Genomic DNA, 22,640 nt, shown 5'->3' with positions numbered 1-22,640 from the left:
CATGGGTTGGCTACAAGGCGAAGTTGCACTGATCACAGGTGGTGGTTCAGGTCTCGGTTGGGCACTGGTAGAACGTTTCCTGGAAGAGGGTGCACAAGTGGCCGTTCTTCAGCGTTCACAGTCTAAAGTCGATGCACTGAAAGCACATTTCGGTGACCGCGTGCTTGCGATTGCCGGTGATGTGGCCAACTATGAAGACAACGTCCGTGCTGTCCAAGCTACTGTAGAGCGTTACGGTAAACTCGACTGTTTCGTAGGTAATGCCGGTATCTGGGATCACTATGCAGATATCGTCAATACTTCTGGTGAGCAGCTGGAAAAAGCCTTTGATGAGATTATGGGCATCAATACCAAATCTCTGATCCTAGGCGCGAAAGCTGCACTGGATGCATTGATCGCTTCTGAAGGTTCTATCATATTTACTTTGTCTAATTCGGCACTGTACTCCGCTGGCGGAGGCCCTGTATACACTGCATCTAAGCATGCGGGTGTGGGCATTATGAAAGAATTGGCCTACGAGCTTGCGCCTAAAGTACGAGTGAATGCGGTTGCTCCGTCAGGTATGAATGTGAATATCAAAGGTGCTGCGTCACTGGGCCAGGAAAATCTTGGCCTGCTGGATGCACGTGATCCTGAGAAAATCGCACGTGGCATGCCACTGAACTTCTTACCTGAACCTGAAGACATGACTGGTTCCTACGTGCTCTTGGCATCTCGTCAAAATAACCGTCCGCTGACTGGCGTTCTGATCAATGCAGAATGTGGTCTGGGAATTCGTGGTTTACGTCAACCACGTGCAGGTTTCTTTGACGAATAAAAATCTAGTCTGAAATGGACTTTTCGGCAGCCTGTTCTTGGCTGCCTTCCTTTTAAGGAGTCTCTCATGGCCGTTAAACTCATTTGTGCTTCGCACAGTCCTTTAATGGAATTTGCTTCACCACAGGAAAAGCGTAAAGAACAAGTTGTTCGTGACGCCTTTGCCAAACTGGCGGCTGAAGTAAAAGCTTACGACCCAACCCTGATCATTACTTTTGGTCCTGACCATTTCAATGGCTTCTTCTATGACCTGATGCCAAGCTTCTGTGTGGGAATCCGCGCCAAAGCTGCAGGGGACTGGGACTACGGTAAAGACAATGACCACATTGATGTACCAGAAGACAAAGCACTGGCTTTGGTTCGCCGTGTACTCGATGAAGGTGTGGACGTTGCATATTCTTATCGCATGCAAGCCGACCATGGTGTGACTCAGCCATTGCACTTCCTGTGCGACGGCAAACTTGATCGTTATCCAACGATCCCAGTTTTCATTAATGGTGCTGCAGCACCAATGCCGACCACCAAGCGTACCATCGCTTTAGGTCGTGCTGTAGGCCAGTTCATTAAATCTCTGAACCTTGAAAATGAGCGTGTACTTGTCCTGGGTACAGGCGGTCTTTCTCATGATCCACCAACACCACAAATGGGTTCTGTACCACCAGAAGTGGAAGAATTCCTGATTGCGGGTCGTAACCCGACTTCTGAAGCACGTAACGCGCGTCAGTCCAAAATCATCGCAGTGGGCCAAAAACTGGCAGCAGGGGATACTTCTGTTGCAGTACCACTAAACCGTGACTGGGATATCGCATTGCTTGAAAAATTCAAGAATGCCGATTTCGCTGCACTGGAAGCGATGACTGAGGCTGAAATTCGCCGTGACGGTGGTCGTGGTGGTCAGGAAGTTCGTTCGTGGATGGCTGCTTTTGCTGCTTTAAGCGAAATGGGCGAATACGAAATGACAACGCACTGTTATGAAGATATCAGTGAATGGATTGCGGGCTTCGGCATCGTATCTGCAGAGTTAAAAGGTTAATTTCAAATGAGCAACATCGAAACCATCGTAATTGTAGGTGCTGGCCAGGCAGGTGCAAGCGCGATTTTAGAACTTCGTGGCAACAAGTATGAAGGCAAGATCATCCTGATTGGTGATGAAAAACATCTGCCTTATGAACGTCCACCACTGTCAAAAGACGTGATTCTAAAACCTGAAGAAACCAAGATTGAAATCCTGTCAGAAGAAAAACTGGCGGAACTTGGTGTGGAAACCATCCGTGGCAATGGCGTGAAAAAAATCAACGCCGAAGCACATACGGTTGAACTTCAAAATGGTGACGTTGTTGCTTATGACAAGCTGTTGCTTGCCACAGGTGGTGCAGCACGTCGTCTGCCAAACTTCGATGCGCTGGGCAAACACGTTTACACCCTGCGTAACCTGGAAGATTCACAAGCGCTGGTGCCAGTACTGCAACCAGGTCAACGTATCATCTTAATCGGTGGTGGCGTGATTGGTCTTGAGCTGGCTTCATCTGCACGTTACAAAGAATGTGAAGTGACTGTGATCGAAATGGGTCCGATGGTCATGGGTCGTTGTTCTCCACGTGTTCTAAGCGAGTTCCTGTTGGAACAGCAACGTTTGGCAGGCATTGATATCCGCCTGAGCACCAAAATTGCGGGTTGTGCGCTGGACGGTGAAGAAGTTGTGGTGACTCTTGAGGGTGGCGAAGAGCTGCGTGGCGATGCGGTGATTTACGGTATCGGTATCGTGCCAAATGCGCAACTAGCGGTAGAAGCTGGTCTGGATGTGGATTTCGCGATTAAAGTGAACGAAAACTGCCAGACTTCAAATGCAGACATCTATGCGGCTGGTGACGTAGCAACTCAGCTTCGCGCAGATGGTGAATTCCGTCGTGTTGAAACTTGGGAAAATGCCAACCTGCAAGCAGGTATCTTTGCGCGTCACGTGATGGGCGTTGAGCATCCGACACCTAACCCAGCATGGTTCTGGACAGATCAGCTCGACATCAACTACCAGTTCGTAGGTGATATGGCTGCTGCTGAATGGCAGGTTCGTGGTGAAATCAATCCGGAATTGCGTGCTGAATCATCATTTGTGCTGTTCGGTGTAACTGATGGCGTGATCGTTGGCGGTATTACCGTAAATGCTGCCAAAGAAATGCGTCACCTGAAAAAACTGATCAGCAAGCAAGCAGCTTTTGAAGCAGATAAATATTTAGATCTTAGCCAGGATCTTCGTAAACTTGTGAAATAATCTCAGTTTACAAAAGGGCAGACCTTAGGCAACTTGGGTCTGCTTTTTTATGTCTGTTAGATTGTGCTGTCATGACCTCACATTCCATTGGGATTTGAAATGGCTTTGTGTCGGTTTGGCTTACTTTTCAAAGATGAAAAGTAACAAAAATCTTTTGCTAAACTGAGGATATATCCCTATATCCCAGTTTAGCGGCGGCATCCTTGCCGCCATCAGTATTGTTGATTGTGGATTTGAGCGAGAAGTCAGTTCAATTCTTTCTGATTAAAATTTAATTGAGTCCTTTATGAATTCAAATTCATCTCCCATGCTGGTGACGGCAAGTATTTATGCCTTGCTGGTGCTGATCTGGGCGGCAACGCCACTGGCGATTGTCTGGAGTATTGCCGAAGTGCATCCAATGTGGGTGCTGATCATCCGTTACTTCGGTGCTTCGGTGCTGGCACTGGCGATTCTTATTGCGATGCGCAATCCTTTGCCTTTTGACCGCACTTCCATGAAGAGTTATGTGGCCGGGAGTTTGAACCTGATCGGTGCGCAGCTATTCATCTATCTGGCGGCGAACTATTTAACCTCAGGCTTAATGGCGCTAATCTTTGGTTTCTCACCGCTGGTTGCCGGTCTGATTGGGCATGTCATTCTGAAAACCAACCGTTTGATCTGGCTACAATGGGTGGGTATGTTTGTAGCAGTCGCAGGTTTGAGCTTTGTATTTGCCGACTCAGCCGAAAGTAAAATTAATCCATGGGGCGTGGTGCTGATGTTTATCAGCATGGTGTCCTATATCAGCTCAATCTTCTGGGTGAAAAAGATCAATGCGCCCTTGAAACCGATGTCACAAGCAACGGGTTCTTTGATCGTTTCTTCATTGGGATCTTTGTTGATCATTCCATTTATCTGGCAATCCTTCCCAACCCAAATGCCAAGTATGCAGGCGCTATTTGGTTTTGGCTTTACCATGATCCTGTCTTCTATCGTAGCGATGCTGTGCTATTTCTGGCTGATTCGCCGTCTGGCGGCTTCGACAGTGTCTTTAAGTAATGTAATGACTCCAATCATTGCCCTGATTCTTGGTGCAACCTTGAATAATGAAATCATCAGCAGTCATGCCTTTGCCGGTATTGCCGTGGTGATGTTAGGGATTGTGATGTACTTTTGGAAAGAATGGCGCGAACAGTATTTTTCTAAAGTTTAAGTAGTACCGAATCATTGAACTTATCTCTAAAAGGAAGCTACGGCTTCCTTTTTATTTTTTTAGTCTCAGATGCAGAATCGGGTAAGGATTGCCCACGCTATCCGTTTCGGAACGGCTGACCACTTTGAAACCATGTTTCAGATAAAAAGTCACAGCATTAGGATTCTGTTCATTGACATCGACTTCGGTCACGCCCAGCTCAAGCGCATGTTGCAATAACTGACTGCCAATGCCTTGCCGGAATGCAGCGGGAGAGATAAACAGCATTTCTAATTTATGGCCGGCAATGCCTATAAAACCCAGAATCTGCTGCTGATGTTCCACATGAAACAGTTGCACCTGATCAAAATAGCCAAACTCGATGATCTGCTGGCGAATCTGCAGGATCTGTTCTTCCGTTAGGAAATGATGGGTCGCACGCACAGACTGTTCCCACAGTTCGAGCAGGGCAGCATGCTGGTCAGCAGAAGTTGAAACAATTTCAGGCATGAGGATTCCGATTAAAAATGAGAACAACAAAACAATAAACAATTTATGCCAGCAGTTTATTAAGATGCAAAGAGATAAAATGAAAAATCAAATAGATCATCTATTTGGGAACAAAAAAATTAGGACAAATCTGAATGTCGTCTGAATCCAATAAAATCGTGGTCTATGCTGCACTAGCTGGGAATTTGGCGATTGCTCTGGTCAAGTTTATTGCAGCTTATATCACCAACAGTTCTGCCATGCTTAGTGAGGCGATTCACTCAGTGGTGGATACGCTAAATGAAATCCTGCTGCTCTATGGCATGAAAAAAGCTGATCAACGACCGGATGCCAAACATCCTTTTGGTTATGGACGTGAGCTGTATTTCTGGGCCTTTATTGTGGCTTTGATGGTATTTGCTCTGGGTGCCATTGTCTCAATTTATCAGGGTATCCTGCATATTCTTCATCCTGAAGAAATGCAGGACCCGATGATCAACTATATCGTGCTTGGTATTGCGATCCTGTGTGAAGGATTTTCCTGGACTGTGGCCTTAAAAACCTTCCGCAAAATGAAAGGGAAAATGGGGTATTTTGAGGCCTTCCGCCGCAGTAAGGATCCCACCACCTTTACCGTATTATTTGAAGACACTGCGGCTTTAATCGGTCTGATGATTGCTCTGGTCGGTATTTTCCTGGCGCATCAGCTGAATATTCCAGAGCTGGATGGTGCAGCTTCGATTCTGATTGGGGTAGTGCTGGCGGTGTCGGCATGGCTATTGGCACGTGAAACCAAAGGCCTGCTCCTTGGTGAAACTGCTGACCCGAAACTGCGGGAAAATGTACTGCTGATTGCCCAGGAAGATATCGCGGTATTTAGTGCCAATGGGGTGCTGACTGAACAGATCGGGGCACATCAGGTGATTGCCTCTTTAAGTCTGGAGTTTATGGATAATCTGACTTCAGATGAAATTGAAGCCTGTGTCAACCGGATCGAAGCGCAGATCAAGCAGATTCATCCAGAAATTATTACTCTGTTTGTCAAACCGCAAACCCAGAAAGTCTGGCTGGAACGAACCCATGGGCGGGTATAAAGGAAGGGAATTCTTAGTCATCTGCTGATCTCATCCGAACATTTTTAAATAGGCGCTGCGGCGTCTATTTTTATGCTCACCTATCAATCACAACGATCTGGATTAAATTTATTTACTAAAATCGATAATCAAATAGATTTTGTTAACATTTGCTAGCTTCGTATTACGACTGTAAATCTGTGTTGAATGAAATCCTGATCTAGAACTTTAGTCGAATGTTATTTGCCTCTGTCAAAACAAGCGGATTCTCGCGAAACTGCATGTTCTCTGCTATTTCCCCGAAAATACAGCCGAAAATACATAACTAATGAATTTACAGGCAATTAGATAGAAGAATTCGATTGTTTCCATTCGTAAAACTCGTTTGGGCAGTCCTCAAAAACGGGTTATGTTGAATCACATAAGCGGTTTAAACGGTTCAGATCAAACAGACTTTTTGAAGTCTAGGAGCTACAAAATGACACAAGATTCGCAAGTATCCGGCTGCCCATTTCACCAAAAGCAAAGAGCAGAAGGGGCACTCACCAACGCAGCCAGCAGTAAAAATACCGACTGGTGGCCAAATGCGCTTAACTTGGACATCCTTTCCCAACACGATTCTAAAACCAATCCATTCGATCCTAACTTTAACTATAAAGAAGCTTTTAAATCTCTCGACCTTGAAGCGGTCAAACAGGACCTGCGTGAATTGATCAACAGCAGCCAGGACTGGTGGCCATCTGATTATGGTAGCTATATTGGCATGTTCGTGCGTACAGCATGGCACTTGGCAGGTTCTTACCGTAAGCAGGACGGTCGTGGTGGTGCCAATACCGGTAACCAACGTTTTGCACCATTGAACAGCTGGCCTGATAACGTCAACACGGACAAGGGCCGCCGTCTGTTATGGCCGATCAAGAAAAAATACGGCAACAAGATTTCCTGGGGTGACCTGATCATCCTGGCAGGTACTGTCGCTTATGAAGAAGCTGGCCTGAAAACCTTCGGTTTTGGCGGTGGCCGTGAAGATATCTGGCACCCGGAAAAAGATGTGTACTGGGGTGATGAACGTGAATGGCTAGCGCCGACCAAAAACCGTTATGGCAGCGATGAAGACCGCTCGACGCTGTCTAATCCACTCGCTGCAGTGCAAATGGGTCTGATCTACGTCAATCCAGAAGGTGTAGATGGTGTTCAGGATCCATTACGTACTGCTCAGGACATGCGTGTCACGTTTGACCGTATGGGTATGAATGACGAAGAAACTGTTGCTTTGACTGCTGGTGGTCACACCGTTGGTAAGGCACACGGTAATGGTAAAGCGGAATTGCTCGGTGCTGACGTTGAAAGTGCTGATGTTGAATTCCAGGGCTTAGGCTGGCATAACCCTGAAGGTACTGGTAATGGTGCAAATACCATGGTCAGTGGTCTGGAAGGGGCCTGGACAACGCATCCAACCAAATGGGATAACGAATTCTTCTACCTGTTATTTACCTATGACTGGGAAAAAACAGTCAGCCCAGCGGGGGGTAAACAATGGGAACCAGTCAACATCAAGGAAGAAGACAAACCAGTTGATGCGCACAACCCGAATGTACGTCGTAATCCAATGATGACAGATGCCGACATGGCACTGAAAGTCGATCCGGAATACCGTAAGATTGCTGAACGTTTCTGGCGTGATCCAGAATACTTCTCTGAAGTGTTCGCACGTGCATGGTTCAAGCTGACGCATCGTGACATGGGACCTAAATCCCGTTACCTCGGTCCAGACGTACCGGCTGAAGACCTGATCTGGCAAGATCCAATTTCTAAAGTGAATTACACCCTGTCAGAAACTGAAATTGAAGAGCTGAAAGCGAAATTGTTGAACAGTGGTTTAGCGCCAGTTGAACTGATCAATACCGCTTGGGACAGCGCACGTACTTTCCGTAGTTCAGACTACCGTGGTGGTGCTAACGGTGCCCGTATCCGTTTGACTCCGCAACGTGAATGGATCGGTAACGAACCTGAACGTCTGAACAAAGTCTTGAGCAAACTTGAAGAAATTCAGGCTGGTCTTGAGAAGAAAGTCAGCATTGCCGACCTGATCGTTTTGGGTGGTGCTGCAGCAGTGGAACAAGCAGCTAAAGCCGCAGGTGTGGACATCAAGGTTCCATTTACCCCAGGCCGCGGTGATGCTACTCAGGAACAGACGGATGTTTACTCATTTGAAGACCTGTTACCGAAATACGATGGTTTCCGTAACTGGGTCAAAGACGAGTATGCAGTTAAACCTGAAGAGTTGTTACTGGATCGCGCACAACTGTTAGGTCTGACTGCACCTGAAATGACAGCGCTGATCGGTGGTATGCGTGTACTGGGTACTAATTATGCTGGCGCACCAGAAGGCGTATTCACAGACAACGTCGGCGTTCTGTCTAATGACTTCTTCGTGAACCTGACTGACATGAACTTCAAGTGGAATCCAGTTGGCGAAAACAAATATGAAATTGTTGAACGTCGTACTGGCGAGAAGAAATGGACAGCAACTCGTGTAGACTTGGTGTTCGGGTCTAACTCGATTCTTCGTGCTTATGCAGAAGTCTATGCACAGGATGACAATAAAGAAAAATTTGTACGTGACTTTGTTAAAGCATGGACCAAAGTGATGGATGCAGACCGTTTTGATGTGAAGTAATCATTTCGACACACTGAAAAGAAAAACCGGCTTTAAGGCCGGTTTTTTATTGCTTTAAATTTGGAAAATGATTTGGTAATGAAATACCCAGTCACGGAATAGGGGTGGATTTACTGAAATCAAAAATTCTATGCCTTTCTTTTTCTTTATACTGATTCAAAAATCGCAAAATAAAAATGAATATTAAGGAAGCAAAGATGAACACATGGACGACCCATCAGATCAGCAACCAGTTTGATGAAAAGCAGGACTATAACCTGTTTGCCACTGACACCATTTTGCAGGAAATTCTGCAGCGCTATGGCAGTTCAGATCAGGCTATTTTGACTGAAATGGGGCAGGTGGTCGGTTCATCGCAATATTATGAATATGCAGATCTGGCAAACCGACATCCCCCAATCCTGCATGCCTTTGATGCTCGCGGTCGCCGTCGGGATTATCTTGAATTTCATCCAGCCTGGCATCAGTGGATGCGTCTAAACCGCCAGTTTGATGCACATGCCCATCCATTTAACCATCTGGAATCGACTTCCAAATGGGTCGACTGGGCAGCACGTTTTTACCTGAGCGGGCAGGTGGAATGTGGCAGCCTGTGCCCAACCTCAATGACCCTTGGCAGTATTCCCTTAATCCAGCGTGAACCTGAACTCTGGGCCAAGATCGGAGATAAACTGCTTTCCACTGAATATGACGAACGTGACCTGCCAATCAGTCAGAAAAAATCGATCTGGCTGGGTATGGGGATGACAGAAAAGCAGGGTGGTTCTGATGTCCGCGCCAATGAAACCATTGCTGTACCAATTGGCGAATCAGGCCGCGGACAGGCTTATCTGCTTACCGGACATAAATGGTTCTTCTCCGCCCCGATGTGTGATGCGCATCTGGTGGTGGCAAAAACTGAACAGGATGGACTGGCCTGTTTCTTTGTCCCACGTTGGTGTGAAGATGGCAGCAAGAATGCGATTCATGTACAGCGACTCAAAGATAAAGTCGGCAACCGTAGCAATTCCAGTTCCGAAGTTGAATTTCAGGAAGCTTGGGGCATCATGATCGGCGAAGCCGGGAGGGGCATTCCGACTATTATTGAAATGGCGAATTACACCCGTCTGACCTGCTCAGTCGGCAGTACTGCGATGTTGCGGCAGGCACTGGTGCAATGTCTGGCCTATACCCGCCAGCGTAAAGCCTTTGGCAAGCATCTGGCTGAACAGCCTTTAATGCAGGCGGTATTGGTTGATCTGGCACTGGAAGCTGAAGCCGCAATGCAACTCAGTTTTCATTTAGCGCATTGCTATGAAAATGACGACGCTCTGTCCCTGGCCTGGAAACGCATCATGACCCCGGCTTCCAAGTTCTGGATCTGTAAGCGCGCTGTCGAGTTGACTGGAGAAACCATGGAAGTCTTTGGTGGCAATGGTTATGTGGATAATGGCATCATGGCGCGGATCTTCCGTGAGGCACCAGTCAATACGATTTGGGAAGGTTCAGGCAATGTCATGTGTCTGGATGTCATACGTGCGATTGGTCGTGAACCGGAATCGATTGAAGTGCTGTTCCAGGATCTAGCAGCCACTGCTATGCAGGATGAAACACTTAAAGAAGAACTACAAGAACTGTTTAAACTGTTTCAGCAATCAGCGGATAATTTGCAGTTTATCGGACGCAGTCTGGTTAGTCGTTTAACTATTTTAGCTCAAGGTGTATTGTTGAAACGTAATGCGCCTGAGTTTATTTCAAATGCTTTTATCCAGACTCGTTATAGTGAGTTTCATGGCCGGGTGGTGGGTATGATCAGTCCTAAACAGGTGGATATTGAGCGAATCCTGGAACGGGCATTAGCAAAAAACCAATAACCATTTCAATTTAGATTAGAGAAGGGAAGAGCAGCGTGAATTTAAAGGCAGCATTCCCTTTTCTTATCTCTTAAAACAAATATTCAAAAGCCGCTTGAAATTTACCCTAAACAGTACAATATATGCACAGCATCTTCCTGATGCTGAGTAACTTGAAAAGGTAGGAATATGGCAAAGAAAAAGCAGCTGCAACAGGTTGTACCGCATAACTTTGTGGCCAAACATATGCATGAGGTCAACAGAAGCCAAGTTTTTGTAGACCGCAAGAAAGACGCCAAACGCGGCTACAGCAAACATAAGAAAGGGAGATACTCAAATGATTATCTCCCTTTTTGTTTATGGCAGTTTTGCTAAGTTTTCAGCTTTTAAGTCACCAGACGTGACGCACCTTTGACCATATCCGCCAGTCCATGCTTGCGGAAATAATGTTCCAGCCAACTTTTCACCATCAGCGGATTATCCAGCTTCAGTACATGTTCCAATAAGTCCTGTGCATCGGTCATCGGCACATGACAAATCGTTTTACGTACCCGCAGAATATTACTTGAGCTCATTGACAGGGTATTAAAGCCCATCGCCATCAACAGCACAGCTGACAGCGGATCTCCCGCCATTTCCCCACAGATGCTGACCGGCTTTTCATTGCGATGACAGTCTGCGACCAGACGAGTCAAGGCACGCAAGACTGCCGGATGCAGATGCGAATAGACGTTGGCGACACGCGGATTATTCCGATCCACGGCCAGTAAATACTGGGTCAAGTCATTGGAACCGACCGAGAAGAAATCGACAAATTCCGAAAATTCATCAATCTGATGCAGCACACTTGGCACTTCCACCATGATGCCGATTTTTGGCTTGGTGATCTTGACCTGTTCTTCTTCCTGCACCGCGATCCAGTCACGTTCCAGTAAATACAGTGCTTCCTCAACCTCACTGACACTGGTCACCATTGGCAGTAGAATATGCAGGTTATTCAGGCCAATACTGGCTTTAAGCATGGCGCGAATCTGTGAAGAGAAAATTTCAGGATGATCCAATGTAAAACGGATACCACGCCAGCCGAGTGCCGAGTTTTCTTCTTCGATTGAGAAATATGGCAGATCTTTGTCCGCACCGATATCCAAGGTACGCATCACCACTGGCTTGTTGGCAAAGTGGCTCAGCTGTTGACGGTAAATCGAACGCTGTTCTTCCTCGCCGGGGAAGCGGTCACGCAACATAAATGGAATTTCAGAACGGTACAGGCCGACACCTTTGGCACCACGCTGCACACCACGTACCACATCAATCATCAGACCGGTATTCACGAACAGGCGAACAGCAACACCATCCGGGGTAATCGCATCTTTGGTTTCGTATTGGCGCAGGTCTTTGGCGATCTGTTCTTCTTCTTTCTGAATCTCTTTATAGCGGGTACGCAAACGCCGTGGCGGATTGATAAACACACGGCCCTGATGTGCATCGACAATCATTTCGACGTCATCAAGAGTGTTAATTGGTAGTTCAGTGACACCGACTACGGTTGGAATACCGAGTGCGCGTGCCACAATCACCATATGCGAGTTCATGGCACCTTCGGTGGTGACAATTGCTGCAATTTTGTCGACCGGCAATTCCACCAATGCTGCAGTTGAGATTTCCTCACCAATCAGGATGCTTTCATCGGTCAGCTCACGATGACTTTCATCAGCTTCCTGTAACTTGGCCAGAATACGCCGGCCGAGGTCTTTCAGATCGGATACCCGTTCACGCAGGTATTCATCTTCCATCTGCGCGAACTGGGCCACATGGTTTTCGATGACAATGCGGACTGCACCTTGGGCCCAGTGACCTTCACGGATTAGTTCCTTGATTTCAGCGGGCAGGGCATTTTCATCCAGCATACGCAAGAACACGCTAAACAGGGCACGTTCCTCAGCCATCAAGGCATCTTGCATCTTGTCATCTAAGGACTGGATTTCCTCGCGGACTGCAGTGAGGGCATTGTCGAGCAAGGCCAGCTCTTCACTGATGTCATCTGCTTCACGGTCTGGCACGGCAGACAGATCTGCTGGCGGATAGAGAATCACGGCACGGCCAATGGCAATTCCGCCAGAACCAGAAACGCCCTGGAAGGTCTTGTAAGCAGGTAAATTGCTTGGCTTACGGAAGACGTCAATATTTCCCACCGCATGGGCATGAGCAATTACGCCAGACAACTGCGCGCACAGTGTCACTAGGAAAGATTCTGCTGCTTCAGAGAAATCTTGAGATTCCTTGTTCTGAACTACCAGCACGCCCATCACCTTACGGCGGTACATTACTGGCACGCCAAGGAAGGAGTTATAAATTTCCTCACCGGTTTCCGGCAGGTATATAAAGCGTTCATGCTTCGGCGCATTGTCGAGGTTAACGATTTCTTCACGCTGACCGACCAGACCCACTAGACCTTCACCGGTTTGTAGTGAAACATGGCCCACTGCTTCCGGTTTCAGACCTTTAGATGCCATCAGCAGATAACGCTGGTTGCGTTCATCCAGCAGATAAATGGAGCAGACATCGACATGCATCGCTTCAGCCACCTGGTTGACCATGATGTCGAGCGATTCGTGCAAACTGGTAGACGCATTGATTTCCTGCACAATGCGTCTTAAGGTTTCCAGTTGCATATTCGACATTCGCGCTGCTCCTTATTTGTAGGTATAAGTTCCGGTATCTGCTTTATTTATAACAATAACTGCCCAAAAAATCTGCATTAATCTTCAGATTTTTAGGCACTTCTTTTAACTTTCTTCCTGAGGTAACTGCTGGCACAGTTCCACCATGGCTTTGCGGTACACATCGCGTTTAAAATTCACGACCTGACCGAGCGGATACCAGTAACTTACCCACTGCCATTGGTCAAACTCGGGCGGATCAGACAGATTTAACTGAATATGATGCGCTGACGCCGTCAATTTGAGTAAAAACCACTTCTGTTTTTGACCGATACATACGGGATTGGATTCCGTACGGATGTACCGGTGCGGCAAACGATAACGCAGCCAGCCTTTGGTTTGCGCTACAATCTGGACGTGTTCGGGCAATAAGCCGACTTCTTCCCTTAGCTCACGGTAGAGCGCCTGCTCAGGGGTTTCGCCATGTTGGATACCTCCTTGTGGAAATTGCCATGCATTGTGACCAATGCGCTTTGCCCATAAAACTTGTCCAGCATCGTTTGCCAAGATGATCCCGACATTCGGTCGGAAACCTTCGGAGTCGATCATTTGGCACCTAAATCTTGTGTATTTATGCCTTTGCTATCGGGGATTTTTATTTCTTTATCCAACTCGAAAAAAGCAAAGTTTAAAAATGTTAAAATTGATATGATCTTAACGAATTTCTATCGACTAGCGGAGATAGATTTACAATTTTTTTCTTAAATTTCAGTTTTTACGAGTATTTTCATGAAATTGGCGCTATTTGATCTCGATCACACCCTGTTAAACACCGATTCGGATCATTCCTGGGGGGAATTTTTGGTCAATGAAGGCCTGGTTGACCCGGTTCATCACCGCGCCATGAACGACAAGTTTTATGAAGACTATAAAAAGGGCCAACTGGACCCGTATGCTTATAATGAATTTGTGTTTGAATTTTTAACTAAACATGACAATGATTATTTGACTAAACTTCATCAACTGTTCATGAAAAAAGTCATACGTCCACAAATGCGTCCGGAAGGTTTCAAGGCGATTGAACGTCATCGTGAAGCTGGACATGAACTGGTGGGGATCACCGCAACTTCAGACTTTATTACGGCGCCGATTTTCCGTGAGTTTGGCATTACTGAAATTATTGCCACCAATGCCGAGATCGTGGATGGTAAATATACCGGTAAGGTGATTAACACCGCCTGCTATCAGAAAGGCAAACTGGAGCGTCTGGAACAATGGCTGGAAGGCCGTAACGTGACTGAATCCTGGGCCTATTCAGATTCGATCAATGACCGCTTTCTGCTGGAATATGCTGATCATGCTATTGCGGTCAATCCAGACGATCGACTGGAAGCGTTGGCCAAAGAGCAGGGTTGGGAAATTCAGGACTGGTCGATTTAATCGATCAGGCTGGCTAAAATTGTGAAGCACAACTCCGGTTGTGCTTTTTTATGTGCGCTGGATCAATTGGCAAAGTAAAGTATTGTCACAGAATCTTGCAGCGCTTCGTGCTAAGCTCAATCTGAATAATATGAGAATAAGGGAAACTCAGAGGTAGTTGAAATGAATAAAGTAAGACCACGTATGACGCATTTGTTCGAACAGTTGGGTTTAGATGCCAGCGAACAGGGTATTGCCAAATTTATTGAAGAGCATCAGCTGCATAAGGACTTTAACTTGATGGATGCGCCGTACTGGAGTGATGCACAGCGTCAGTTCCTTGCGGAAAAAATAGCGTCAGATGGCGAATGGGCCATCGTGGTAGATCAGCTGAATGAATCCCTGCATGAGGATGCAACCCGAGATGCGCAAGCTTCTCTTTAATTAGACCTCTGCACATGATAAAAAAAGCCAGTCAGATGACTGGCTTTTTTTATCGCTTGAACATGGCTGTTCAACATATTCCTGGCTAGGTCATTTACAGGATCTAGGGTGGATATATGAATGACTTAGAATTTAGGTTGTTGCATCAATTCAACCAGTGCCTGTGCCGCTTTAGATTGCGTACGGCCTGGATGCCACACCATGCCGAGCTGACGGTTCATTTCCAGATGCAGGTCCAGTTCCTGCAAGTCGTGATTGACTAGTGTTTTTGGCAGTACTGACCAGCCCAAGCCAATCGATACCAGCATACGAATAGATTCCAGCGGATTGTTGCTCATGGTGGTTTTTGGCTTGATGCCCTGTTTCTCAAATTCGGCCATAGTGATCTGGGTGGTATAAGTCTGCGCCGATGGTAACAAGCTTGGATAATTCACCAGATCTTCGAGTTTTAAATTTTTTTGCTGCGCCAGCGGATGGAAGGGCGCAACCACAAACACCAGCGGATCATTCCAGATGGTGACATAATTCAGGCGTTCATCGCCATGCGGTGGAAGGGTTAAGAAAGCAAGTTCCAGATCGCCAGCAATCACCTGTTCATGCGCCTGTTCGGAATCCACAAAGTGTACATCTAAAGTGACATCCGGATATTGCTGCACGTACTGACGTAAATAAGAAGGAAGATGATGCAAGCCAATATGGTGACTGGTACCAATTTTCAGTTTGCCCTGAATCTGGCCCTGTTCATGACTCAAGGTGTGGTGGATATCGCCCAGTTCATTCAGCCAGTTTTTTACTTTAGGCAACAGTGAATGGGCTGCATGAGTCGCCTGCACACCACGGCCTGCGGATTCAAACAGCTTGACCCCGAAATATTCTTCAAGACTATGGATGCGCTTGGTCACTGCTGGCTGGGTAATAAAAAGCTGATCTGCCGCCAGAGAAATTGATCCTGTTTCCATGACTTTTACAAAGGCTTCAAAGGCTGCGAGATTCATCTTAATCACCTATAAAGAATTTTTATGCGTATATCTATTGTTGTAATATTTTAAGAATAAATCAAAGGGAAAGTTGTATCTATTGCTGTAAAATCCGACATTCATATGGCGAAGTGAGATAATTGGTTAAAAAATAAAAATAGTATGAATAAATAGGAAGCGATAAGGGTTGGATATTTATCAATAAAAAAGCCACCGGGGTACGGTGGCCAAACGAGGAATATCGACAGAAAAGAATTTAAGCGGTGATTTCCTCGTTATTGTCCTGTTCAGCTTTGCCTTCCCAGATTTTTTCGTGGAAGAAGAAAGCCACAGCCTGTACAGTGGGTTCAAGCAGGCTTAATGCTGCTGCCATTGCAAGGCTTCTAGTCACCAAATAGCCCACAATCATGGCAACGCTAATGTGCATAATGTAGTAGCTCAAGGTTTTCTTGAACATGCGCTGGTTATCAACAACGAATTTCTGAACATGTGCCATATCAATATTCCTCTAAAAAATTAATGACGTTTGTTGTATGAGGAAATAATAATAATTCTCATTTAATTTGTAAAAGCGAATATTTTGAAAAAAATGATCGAAAAATTAGATTAAATAAAAAGCAATATCTGCCTGTTTAAACTATGGTTTAAGGAATTCCAAAAAGTTTATTAACTAATAAAAATGATAAATTAGATTTATGTGAACGCAGCGATATAATCAAATGAGAGATAGAATTTACCCAGTCCAGTGGAGTACATCGACATGGCAGGCGAGACCCAAACACCAAAAACATTATACGATAAGTTATGGGATGACCATTTAGTGAAACAACGTGATGATGGTTCATCATTGTTGTATATCGACCGTCATTTATTACATGAAGTTACCTCTCCACAGGCATTTGAAGGTTTGCAACTGGCTGGCCGTAAACCATGGCGTTTAAGCGCAAACGTGGCAACCCCAGACCATAACGTTCCAACCTCTAAAAAAGAGCGTGAACAGGGCGTTGCCGGTATCGAAGATGATACTTCACGTATCCAGGTACAAACTTTGGATGACAACTGTAAAACCTTTGATGTGGTGCAGTTTGACATCAATGACGTACGTCAAGGTATTGCGCACGTGGTTGGCCCAGAGCAAGGTTTGACTTTGCCAGGTATGACTGTGGTATGTGGTGACTCACATACCGCAACTCACGGTGCATTTGGCTGTTTGGCACACGGGATTGGTACTTCTGAAGTAGAACACGTGTTAGCGACACAGTGTTTGGTTCAGAAGAAAATGAAAAACATGCTGGTTCGCGTCGATGGCAAGTTAGGCAAAGGTGTCACTCCGAAAGACGTAGTATTGGCAATCATCGGTAAAATCGGTACTGCAGGCGGTACAGGTCACGCGATTGAATTTGGCGGCCAGGTGTTTCGTGATATGTCCATCGAAGGCCGTATGACGGTGTGTAATATGGCGATTGAAGCTGGTGCTCGTGTCGGTATGGTGGCTGTTGATGAAAAAACGATTGAATACGTGAAAGGCCGTCCATATGCACCGAAAGGTGAGCAATGGGATCAGGCAGTCGCGTATTGGAATACTTTGCATTCTGACGAAGGTGCGCACTTTGATACCGTTGTGGTATTGCAAGGCGAAGAGATCGAGCCACAAGTGTCTTGGGGTACTTCTCCAGAGATGGTGATTCCGGTATCTCAAGCAGTTCCTACTTTGGAACAGGCGAAAGATGACGTACAGCGTAAAGACTGGACTCGTGCTTATCAGTACATGGGCTTAGAAGCGGGACAATCTTTGGCGGACATCAAGTTAGACCGCGTATTTATCGGTTCCTGTACCAACTCACGTATTGAAGATATTCGTGCCGCAGCTGAAGTTGCCAAAGGCAAAAAAGTGGCTCCAAGTATCAAACAGGCGATGGTGGTTCCAGGCTCTGGTTTGGTCAAAGCGCAAGCAGAAGCAGAAGGTCTGGACAAGATCCTGATCGAAGCGGGCTTTGAATGGCGCGAACCAGGTTGCTCTATGTGCTTGGCAATGAATGCTGACAAATTGCAGCCAGGTGAACACTGTGCTTCAACTTCGAACCGCAACTTCGAAGGTCGTCAGGGTAATGGCGGTCGTACTCACTTGGTCAGCCCAGCAATGGCAGCGGCAGCAGCGATAGCCGGTCACTTCGTTGACGTACGTTCATTCTAATCGGCTAATAGGAGCAAAGACATGAAAGCTTATACCGTTGAACAGGGTATCGTTGCACCATTAGACCGTGCCAATGTGGATACCGACTTAATCATTCCAAAACAGTTCCTGAAATCGATCAAACGTACCGGTTTCGGTGAGAACCTGTTTGATGAATTGCGTTACCTGGACGAAGGCTATCCTGGTCAGGACAACTCGAAACGTCCGATCAATCCGGATTTCGTCTTGAACCAGCCACGTTACCAAGGCGCGACAGTATTGTTGTCACGCGCGAACTTCGGTTGTGGTTCAAGCCGTGAACACGCGCCATGGGCATTGAATGAATACGGTTTCCGTACTGTGATTGCACCAAGCTATGCAGACATTTTCTTCAATAATAGTTTCAAAAACGGCATGTTGCCAGTGATCTTGTCTGAAGAAATCGTCGACCAGTTATTCAAGGAATGTGCGGCAACTGAAGGTTATCAGTTAACGATTGACCTTGAAGCACAGGAAGTGCGTACGCCGTCTGGCGAAAGCTTCAAGTTTGAAGTGGATCCATTCCGTAAGCACTGCTTGTTAAATGGTCTGGATGATATTGGTTTGACTTTGCAGGATGCGGATGCAATTCGTGCCTATGAAGAAAAAACCAAAGCGGTTCGTCCTTGGGTGTTCGCAGAAATTCGCGGCTAAATCCAGTTAAAATGTCATAGCGAGAAAGTCTAACCCTTGCTAATATCGTGAAATTATGGATATTTCGATTGGGTTAGACATTCAGCATGGCCAGCTATTGGAAACAGTTATTTGCATTAAGTGCTGTATCGATGTTGATGACCGCGTGTCAGACCATTGATACGATGCAGCTAAAAAGGCTGACAGAATCAGCTGCAACAGGATCAGATGCGCTGATCTATTGCTCTGGCACACAGGATTGCAACTTCGAGCGTCTTGATGATGTTGCGATTATGGATGCAGCAAACCGACGTATAGATAGCCATGCCATGCGCCTGAAGCTGGTACGCTTGCAAAGTGAAAGTTTGGCTGATCCTAATCCGATCTATTTGTCGGTACCGCCGGGTCAACATGAACTGGTGGTACGTTTTTATCCGATTAGCCCGGAAAAAGCGGAAGTCCTGCATGTATTCCAGGAATTTAAGGCGCAGCATAAATACACCTTCAAGATGTATCGTCAGCGCTCCACCCGCAATACCAGTTTATTGCAGGCTTCTGCACCTGACCCGCTTTGCGTAGACCTGATGCAGGACACCAAAACAATTCGACGTTTCTGCAGACCTTACAATGTTGAAACCGGCATTGCTGAGTTTGTAGAACAAAAAATTTAACCCAGTCAGTGAATGCTGACCCTATAAATGGAAAATCTCATGTCTAAACAAATTTTGATTTTAGCTGGTGACGGCATTGGTCCTGAAATTGTGAAAGCAGCAGAGCAAGTGCTGACTCGCGTAAATGAAAAATTTAATTTAGATCTAAGCTGGGAACACGGTCTGTTAGGTGGTGCTGCAATTGATGCACACGGTTCACCTTATCCAGATGTAACTTCTGAACAGGCGAAAAAAGCCGATGCGATTCTGCTCGGTGCAGTGGGTGGTCCTAAATGGGATACCATTGAACGCTCGATCCGTCCAGAACGCGGTCTGCTCAAACTGCGTAGTGAACTGAACCTTTTCGCTAATTTGCGTCCAGCCATCCTGTATCCACAACTTGCGGATGCATCTAGCCTAAAACCAGAAATCGTTTCTGGTCTGGATATCCTGATCGTTCGTGAATTGACTGGCGGTATCTATTTCGGTCAACCACGCGGTATCCGTGAACTGGAAAATGGTGAAAAACAAGGTTTCAACACTGACGTTTACTCAGAATCTGAAATCAAACGTATTGCCAAAGTCGCATTCGAACTTGCTGGCCTGCGTGGTGGCAAAGTATGTTCAGTAGACAAGGCCAACGTACTTGAAGTCACTGAACTTTGGAAACAAACCGTGACTGCACTGAAAGAAGCGCAATACCCAGACATCAACCTGTCTCACATGTATGTCGACAATGCGGCCATGCAACTGGTACGTGCGCCTAAACAGTTTGACGTGATCGTGACTTCTAACCTGTTCGGTGACATCCTGTCTGACGAAGCCGCAATGCTAACCGGTTCTATCGGTATGCTGCCATCTGCATCTCTGGATGAAAATGGTAAAGGTATGTACGAGCCATGTCATGGTTCTGCACCAGATATCGCAGGTCAAAACCTGGCAAACCCACTGGCAACAATTCTGTCTGTTGCCATGATGCTGCGTTACACTTTCCGTGAAGAAGCTGCTGCGAAAGCGATTGAAGATGCAGTCGGTAATGTACTGGATCAAGGTCTGCGTACTGCGGACATCATGTCTGAAGGCATGAACAAAGTAGGTACAGTGGAAATGGGCCAGGCAGTGGTTGCTGCATTGGGCTAATTCTCTAGATCAACAAAAAACGCAGTCAAGGCTGCGTTTTTTTATGCCTGTAATTGATTAGCAGGTTCGTCCAGTCGAGCTGACCGACTGAGCAATATTGTCTTTCAGTTCAAATACGATCTTGCATTGCAAATTCACATCATAACCTTGTGATGGGCTATGCGTGACTGGAATTGGGACAGTTCCGGTACCTGCCACTGGGTGCTGTGCTACAGACAGGGGTATAGTTACAGGACGTTGTACAATATAAACCAGTTGCTGGGCAAAAAGTTCAGGTTCATAGACCTGCTGATAGCCCAGTTTGCTTAAATCCAGATTGGCATAAATGGTTTCACTGGATTGTCCAATAAACTGCTTTAAATAAGCCTCACGTTCGGCTTGAGAAAGGGTGGGAGTAGTTGCGCAGGCAGTCAGCAGAAGAAGCATGCCTGGCAGGAAAAGCGTGTTGAGGCGAAATGCAGACCACATATTCTGACTCCTACAAAGAACGCCATGCTTTTATTGTAGAGGCAGAAATATGTTCTTATTGTTGTAATTTGACATATGGTTACAGCATTGCTGTATAAACCAAATAGAGACAAAAAAAGCCACCGACTGGGTGGCTTTTTTGCTTGCGCTAAAACTTAGCGTGCACGGTAAGTGATACGACCCTTAGTCAAATCATAAGGAGTCATTTCCACTTTAACACTGTCGCCAGTCAAAATGCGGATATAGTGTTTACGCATTTTACCTGAGATGTGTGCAATCACTTCGTGACCGTTTTCTAAACGTACACGGAACATAGTGTTAGGAAGCGTCTCGGTGACAACGCCTTCGAACTCGATGAGTTCCTCTTTATTGGCCATAGCCTACCTAAAAGAATAAATTAAGAAAGGCGCAAATTATAGTCAATTTTTTTCTAAAACACAAGCTATATAAGGCGTCAGACTGACCAGATACACAGAAAAAATGCGAAGCATCAGTACAAATATTTTCATGAAAAAAGTGCCTAAGCATGTTGTCAGTTTGGTCAATCGCAGTTAATCTAAAAAATGTCTTTTTGAGTATAAATGAAGCACATACAAGGAAGGTTTTTGAGTGGGTCAGCTAACAGATGCATCGGTTGTACTGCGTTTAGGTTACCAGGCGATACGTCGTGCAGGTTTACCAACCGAGGAATTGCTTGCTAAAGCAGGAGTCGCCTTAAACCAGGTCGAAGCCAATGACCGTACCCCGTTAAGTGCGCAGTATGCGTTCTGGGTCGCGGCAGAAGAAGTCAGTAAGGACCCGGATATCGGGCTACACTTAGGCGAACACTTGCCACTATATCGTGGTCAGGTGATTGAACATCTGTTCATTTCATCGGAAAATTTCGGTGAGGGGTTAAAGCGTGCCTTGGCTTATCAGCGCCTGATCAGTGATGCCTTCCATGCTCAGCTGGTCATTGAAGATGACCGCTGTTATCTCACCAATGGTGAGCAGCCGTATGCAGAGAATATTGTCAATCGTCACTTTACCGAGTGTGCAATGTCAGGAGTATTACGCTTCTTTAAATTCATTACTGAAGGCCGTTTTGAACCGATCTATATCGATTTCAACTTCTCTAAAGGTGCGGCCGATGATGAATACTTCCGAGTCTATGGCTGTCCAGTCAGTTTAGGACAAAAAGAAACCCGTCTGTATTTCGACCCAAGCATTTTGGATTATCCATTGTGGCAGGCGGAGCCTGAATTGTTGCAATTGCATGAACAACTGGCTATAGAAAAACTGCAAGAGCTGGCACGTTATGACCTGGTTGGCGAAGTACGCCGTGCGATTGGTTCAACCCTGGAAAGTGGTGAAACTACATTGGAAACGGTGGCAGCACAGCTGAATATCACACCACGCCGTCTGCGTACTCAGCTCAGTGAAGCCAATACCAGCTTCCAGCAGATTCTTTCAGACTATCGCTGCCGTCTGGCAAAACGCTTATTAGCAGGAACCAATGAGAGTGTGGAACGGATTGTCTATCTGACCGGTTTCTCTGAACCAAGTACCTTCTATCGTGCTTTTAAACGCTGGACCAATGAAACGCCAGTGGAGTATAGAAAGCGGAAGCAGCGCTGAATCCCTCCTAACCTTCCTTTGAAAAAAGGAGGAAGTTCCCCTCCTTGCAGGAGGGTCTAGGGGAGGTGAATAAAAAAGGGAATGAAT

Annotated in this window: 22 protein-coding genes; 15 read left to right on the top strand and 7 right to left on the bottom strand. The window is 46.2% G+C overall.

The window, feature by feature from the left end; translation table 11 throughout:
- The first annotated feature begins 1 nt into the window (after window position 1).
- From hcaB to ABEF84_RS13480, 4 genes are all read left to right on the top strand, one after another.
- Complete coding sequence (gene hcaB / locus ABEF84_RS13495) at window positions 2-817, top strand: 3-phenylpropionate-dihydrodiol/cinnamic acid-dihydrodiol dehydrogenase (RefSeq protein WP_034582859.1); 816 nt, start codon at window positions 2-4, stop codon at window positions 815-817.
- Window positions 818-883: 66 nt separating this feature from the next.
- Window positions 884-1,849 (top strand): 3-carboxyethylcatechol 2,3-dioxygenase, encoded by a 966-nt coding sequence (locus ABEF84_RS13490; RefSeq protein ID WP_034582855.1) that lies wholly within the window; start codon window positions 884-886, stop codon window positions 1,847-1,849.
- A 6-nt stretch (window positions 1,850-1,855) separates the two neighbouring features.
- Window positions 1,856-3,085 carry a 3-phenylpropionate/cinnamic acid dioxygenase ferredoxin--NAD(+) reductase subunit gene (hcaD, locus tag ABEF84_RS13485; RefSeq protein WP_034582851.1) on the top strand — a complete coding sequence of 410 codons (1,230 nt, stop codon included), beginning with the start codon at window positions 1,856-1,858 and terminating at the stop codon, window positions 3,083-3,085.
- A gap of 286 nt (window positions 3,086-3,371) precedes the next feature.
- On the top strand, window positions 3,372-4,280 hold the full coding sequence (locus ABEF84_RS13480; protein ID WP_034582849.1) for a DMT family transporter: 909 nt from the start codon (window positions 3,372-3,374) through the stop codon (window positions 4,278-4,280).
- A gap of 51 nt (window positions 4,281-4,331) precedes the next feature.
- Here ABEF84_RS13480 and ABEF84_RS13475 read toward each other — a convergent pair whose 3' ends face one another.
- A complete protein-coding gene (locus ABEF84_RS13475) occupies window positions 4,332-4,769 on the bottom strand; it encodes a GNAT family N-acetyltransferase (protein ID WP_034582846.1) in 438 nt (145 codons plus the stop codon).
- Between the two features lie 134 nt (window positions 4,770-4,903).
- Between ABEF84_RS13475 and ABEF84_RS13470 the strand changes: the two genes are divergently transcribed.
- The 4 genes from ABEF84_RS13470 to ABEF84_RS13455 all read left to right on the top strand — a co-directional run bounded on the left by ABEF84_RS13470 (window position 4,904) and on the right by ABEF84_RS13455 (window position 10,708).
- Window positions 4,904-5,842 (top strand): cation diffusion facilitator family transporter, encoded by a 939-nt coding sequence (locus ABEF84_RS13470; RefSeq protein ID WP_034582843.1) that lies wholly within the window; start codon window positions 4,904-4,906, stop codon window positions 5,840-5,842.
- Window positions 5,843-6,299: 457 nt separating this feature from the next.
- Window positions 6,300-8,501 (top strand): catalase/peroxidase HPI, encoded by a 2,202-nt coding sequence (gene katG / locus ABEF84_RS13465; protein WP_347454677.1) that lies wholly within the window; start codon window positions 6,300-6,302, stop codon window positions 8,499-8,501.
- A gap of 197 nt (window positions 8,502-8,698) precedes the next feature.
- Window positions 8,699-10,354 carry an acyl-CoA dehydrogenase family protein gene (locus tag ABEF84_RS13460; RefSeq protein ID WP_347453211.1) on the top strand — a complete coding sequence of 552 codons (1,656 nt, stop codon included), beginning with the start codon at window positions 8,699-8,701 and terminating at the stop codon, window positions 10,352-10,354.
- 168 nt (window positions 10,355-10,522) lie between these two features.
- The gene (locus ABEF84_RS13455; protein WP_347453210.1) at window positions 10,523-10,708 is read left to right on the top strand and encodes a hypothetical protein; all 186 of its coding nucleotides are present in this window, start codon (window positions 10,523-10,525) and stop codon (window positions 10,706-10,708) included.
- An 11-nt stretch (window positions 10,709-10,719) separates the two neighbouring features.
- On the opposite strand, the gene ptsP is transcribed toward ABEF84_RS13455, so the two are convergent.
- Both ptsP and ABEF84_RS13445 read right to left on the bottom strand, forming a co-directional pair.
- On the bottom strand, window positions 10,720-13,014 hold the full coding sequence (ptsP, locus tag ABEF84_RS13450) for a phosphoenolpyruvate--protein phosphotransferase (protein ID WP_347453209.1): 2,295 nt from the start codon (window positions 13,012-13,014) through the stop codon (window positions 10,720-10,722).
- A 105-nt stretch (window positions 13,015-13,119) separates the two neighbouring features.
- Window positions 13,120-13,602, bottom strand: coding sequence for an RNA pyrophosphohydrolase (locus tag ABEF84_RS13445; RefSeq protein WP_034582832.1), 483 nt, complete (start codon window positions 13,600-13,602; stop codon window positions 13,120-13,122).
- 180 nt (window positions 13,603-13,782) lie between these two features.
- Between ABEF84_RS13445 and ABEF84_RS13440 the strand changes: the two genes are divergently transcribed.
- Window positions 13,783-14,433: an HAD family phosphatase gene (locus ABEF84_RS13440; RefSeq protein ID WP_034582828.1), complete on the top strand. Its 651-nt coding sequence runs from the start codon at window positions 13,783-13,785 to the stop codon at window positions 14,431-14,433.
- A gap of 162 nt (window positions 14,434-14,595) precedes the next feature.
- Window positions 14,596-14,856 carry a DUF2789 family protein gene (locus ABEF84_RS13435; protein WP_034582825.1) on the top strand — a complete coding sequence of 87 codons (261 nt, stop codon included), beginning with the start codon at window positions 14,596-14,598 and terminating at the stop codon, window positions 14,854-14,856.
- Between the two features lie 125 nt (window positions 14,857-14,981).
- Here the strand turns inward: ABEF84_RS13435 and ABEF84_RS13430 are convergent, their stop codons facing one another.
- Together ABEF84_RS13430 and ABEF84_RS13425 are read right to left on the bottom strand one after the other, a co-directional pair.
- On the bottom strand, window positions 14,982-15,851 hold the full coding sequence (locus ABEF84_RS13430; protein ID WP_034582823.1) for a LysR family transcriptional regulator: 870 nt from the start codon (window positions 15,849-15,851) through the stop codon (window positions 14,982-14,984).
- Window positions 15,852-16,089: 238 nt separating this feature from the next.
- Window positions 16,090-16,329: a DUF2061 domain-containing protein gene (locus ABEF84_RS13425; protein ID WP_034582821.1), complete on the bottom strand. Its 240-nt coding sequence runs from the start codon at window positions 16,327-16,329 to the stop codon at window positions 16,090-16,092.
- Window positions 16,330-16,593: 264 nt separating this feature from the next.
- On the opposite strand from ABEF84_RS13425, the gene leuC reads away from it, so the two are divergent.
- From leuC to leuB, 4 genes are all read left to right on the top strand, one after another.
- Complete coding sequence (gene leuC / locus ABEF84_RS13420) at window positions 16,594-18,027, top strand: 3-isopropylmalate dehydratase large subunit (RefSeq protein ID WP_034582819.1); 1,434 nt, start codon at window positions 16,594-16,596, stop codon at window positions 18,025-18,027.
- Between the two features lie 21 nt (window positions 18,028-18,048).
- The gene (gene leuD, locus ABEF84_RS13415; RefSeq protein WP_034582817.1) at window positions 18,049-18,699 is read left to right on the top strand and encodes a 3-isopropylmalate dehydratase small subunit; all 651 of its coding nucleotides are present in this window, start codon (window positions 18,049-18,051) and stop codon (window positions 18,697-18,699) included.
- 86 nt (window positions 18,700-18,785) lie between these two features.
- On the top strand, window positions 18,786-19,349 hold the full coding sequence (locus ABEF84_RS13410; RefSeq protein ID WP_347453207.1) for a hypothetical protein: 564 nt from the start codon (window positions 18,786-18,788) through the stop codon (window positions 19,347-19,349).
- A 39-nt stretch (window positions 19,350-19,388) separates the two neighbouring features.
- On the top strand, window positions 19,389-20,468 hold the full coding sequence (gene leuB, locus ABEF84_RS13405) for a 3-isopropylmalate dehydrogenase (RefSeq protein WP_034582814.1): 1,080 nt from the start codon (window positions 19,389-19,391) through the stop codon (window positions 20,466-20,468).
- A 57-nt stretch (window positions 20,469-20,525) separates the two neighbouring features.
- On the opposite strand, the gene ABEF84_RS13400 is transcribed toward leuB, so the two are convergent.
- Window positions 20,526-20,936, bottom strand: a complete 411-nt coding sequence (locus ABEF84_RS13400) for a hypothetical protein (protein WP_347454678.1) — start codon at window positions 20,934-20,936, stop codon at window positions 20,526-20,528.
- Window positions 20,937-21,091: 155 nt separating this feature from the next.
- Window positions 21,092-21,313 carry a translation initiation factor IF-1 gene (gene infA / locus ABEF84_RS13395; protein ID WP_001284370.1) on the bottom strand — a complete coding sequence of 74 codons (222 nt, stop codon included), beginning with the start codon at window positions 21,311-21,313 and terminating at the stop codon, window positions 21,092-21,094.
- Window positions 21,314-21,545: 232 nt separating this feature from the next.
- On the opposite strand from infA, the gene ABEF84_RS13390 reads away from it, so the two are divergent.
- Window positions 21,546-22,553, top strand: coding sequence for an AraC family transcriptional regulator (locus tag ABEF84_RS13390; RefSeq protein ID WP_347454679.1), 1,008 nt, complete (start codon window positions 21,546-21,548; stop codon window positions 22,551-22,553).
- Window positions 22,554-22,640: the final 87 nt, after the last annotated feature.

The sequence above is a fragment of the Acinetobacter sp. ANC 7912 genome (assembly GCF_039862785.1).
In the GTDB taxonomy this organism is placed as follows: domain Bacteria; phylum Pseudomonadota; class Gammaproteobacteria; order Pseudomonadales; family Moraxellaceae; genus Acinetobacter; species Acinetobacter thermotolerans.
The sequence above is the reverse complement of the archived record's forward strand: the minus strand, read 5'-3'. Positions and strand labels throughout refer to the sequence as shown.

Excerpts from the sequence above, each read along its gene's own strand:
- hcaD (WP_034582851.1), top strand. The coding sequence starts at position 1,856 with ATGAGCAACATCGAAACCATCGTAATTGTAGGTGCTGGCCAGGCAGGT.
- ABEF84_RS13425 (WP_034582821.1), bottom strand. The coding sequence starts at position 16,329 with ATGGCACATGTTCAGAAATTCGTTGTTGATAACCAGCGCATGTTCAAG.
- ptsP (WP_347453209.1), bottom strand. The coding sequence starts at position 13,014 with ATGTCGAATATGCAACTGGAAACCTTAAGACGCATTGTGCAGGAAATC.
- ABEF84_RS13410 (WP_347453207.1), top strand. The coding sequence starts at position 18,786 with ATGGCCAGCTATTGGAAACAGTTATTTGCATTAAGTGCTGTATCGATG.
- leuC (WP_034582819.1), top strand. The coding sequence starts at position 16,594 with ATGGCAGGCGAGACCCAAACACCAAAAACATTATACGATAAGTTATGG.
- ABEF84_RS13470 (WP_034582843.1), top strand. The coding sequence starts at position 4,904 with ATGTCGTCTGAATCCAATAAAATCGTGGTCTATGCTGCACTAGCTGGG.
- ABEF84_RS13445 (WP_034582832.1), bottom strand. The coding sequence starts at position 13,602 with ATGATCGACTCCGAAGGTTTCCGACCGAATGTCGGGATCATCTTGGCA.
- ABEF84_RS13480 (WP_034582849.1), top strand. The coding sequence starts at position 3,372 with ATGAATTCAAATTCATCTCCCATGCTGGTGACGGCAAGTATTTATGCC.
- katG (WP_347454677.1), top strand. The coding sequence starts at position 6,300 with ATGACACAAGATTCGCAAGTATCCGGCTGCCCATTTCACCAAAAGCAA.
- leuD (WP_034582817.1), top strand. The coding sequence starts at position 18,049 with ATGAAAGCTTATACCGTTGAACAGGGTATCGTTGCACCATTAGACCGT.
- ABEF84_RS13435 (WP_034582825.1), top strand. The coding sequence starts at position 14,596 with ATGAATAAAGTAAGACCACGTATGACGCATTTGTTCGAACAGTTGGGT.
- leuB (WP_034582814.1), top strand. The coding sequence starts at position 19,389 with ATGTCTAAACAAATTTTGATTTTAGCTGGTGACGGCATTGGTCCTGAA.
- ABEF84_RS13455 (WP_347453210.1), top strand. The coding sequence starts at position 10,523 with ATGGCAAAGAAAAAGCAGCTGCAACAGGTTGTACCGCATAACTTTGTG.
- ABEF84_RS13440 (WP_034582828.1), top strand. The coding sequence starts at position 13,783 with ATGAAATTGGCGCTATTTGATCTCGATCACACCCTGTTAAACACCGAT.
- ABEF84_RS13490 (WP_034582855.1), top strand. The coding sequence starts at position 884 with ATGGCCGTTAAACTCATTTGTGCTTCGCACAGTCCTTTAATGGAATTT.
- hcaB (WP_034582859.1), top strand. The coding sequence starts at position 2 with ATGGGTTGGCTACAAGGCGAAGTTGCACTGATCACAGGTGGTGGTTCA.
- ABEF84_RS13400 (WP_347454678.1), bottom strand. The coding sequence starts at position 20,936 with ATGTGGTCTGCATTTCGCCTCAACACGCTTTTCCTGCCAGGCATGCTT.
- ABEF84_RS13460 (WP_347453211.1), top strand. The coding sequence starts at position 8,699 with ATGAACACATGGACGACCCATCAGATCAGCAACCAGTTTGATGAAAAG.
- ABEF84_RS13430 (WP_034582823.1), bottom strand. The coding sequence starts at position 15,851 with ATGAATCTCGCAGCCTTTGAAGCCTTTGTAAAAGTCATGGAAACAGGA.
- ABEF84_RS13475 (WP_034582846.1), bottom strand. The coding sequence starts at position 4,769 with ATGCCTGAAATTGTTTCAACTTCTGCTGACCAGCATGCTGCCCTGCTC.
- infA (WP_001284370.1), bottom strand. The coding sequence starts at position 21,313 with ATGGCCAATAAAGAGGAACTCATCGAGTTCGAAGGCGTTGTCACCGAG.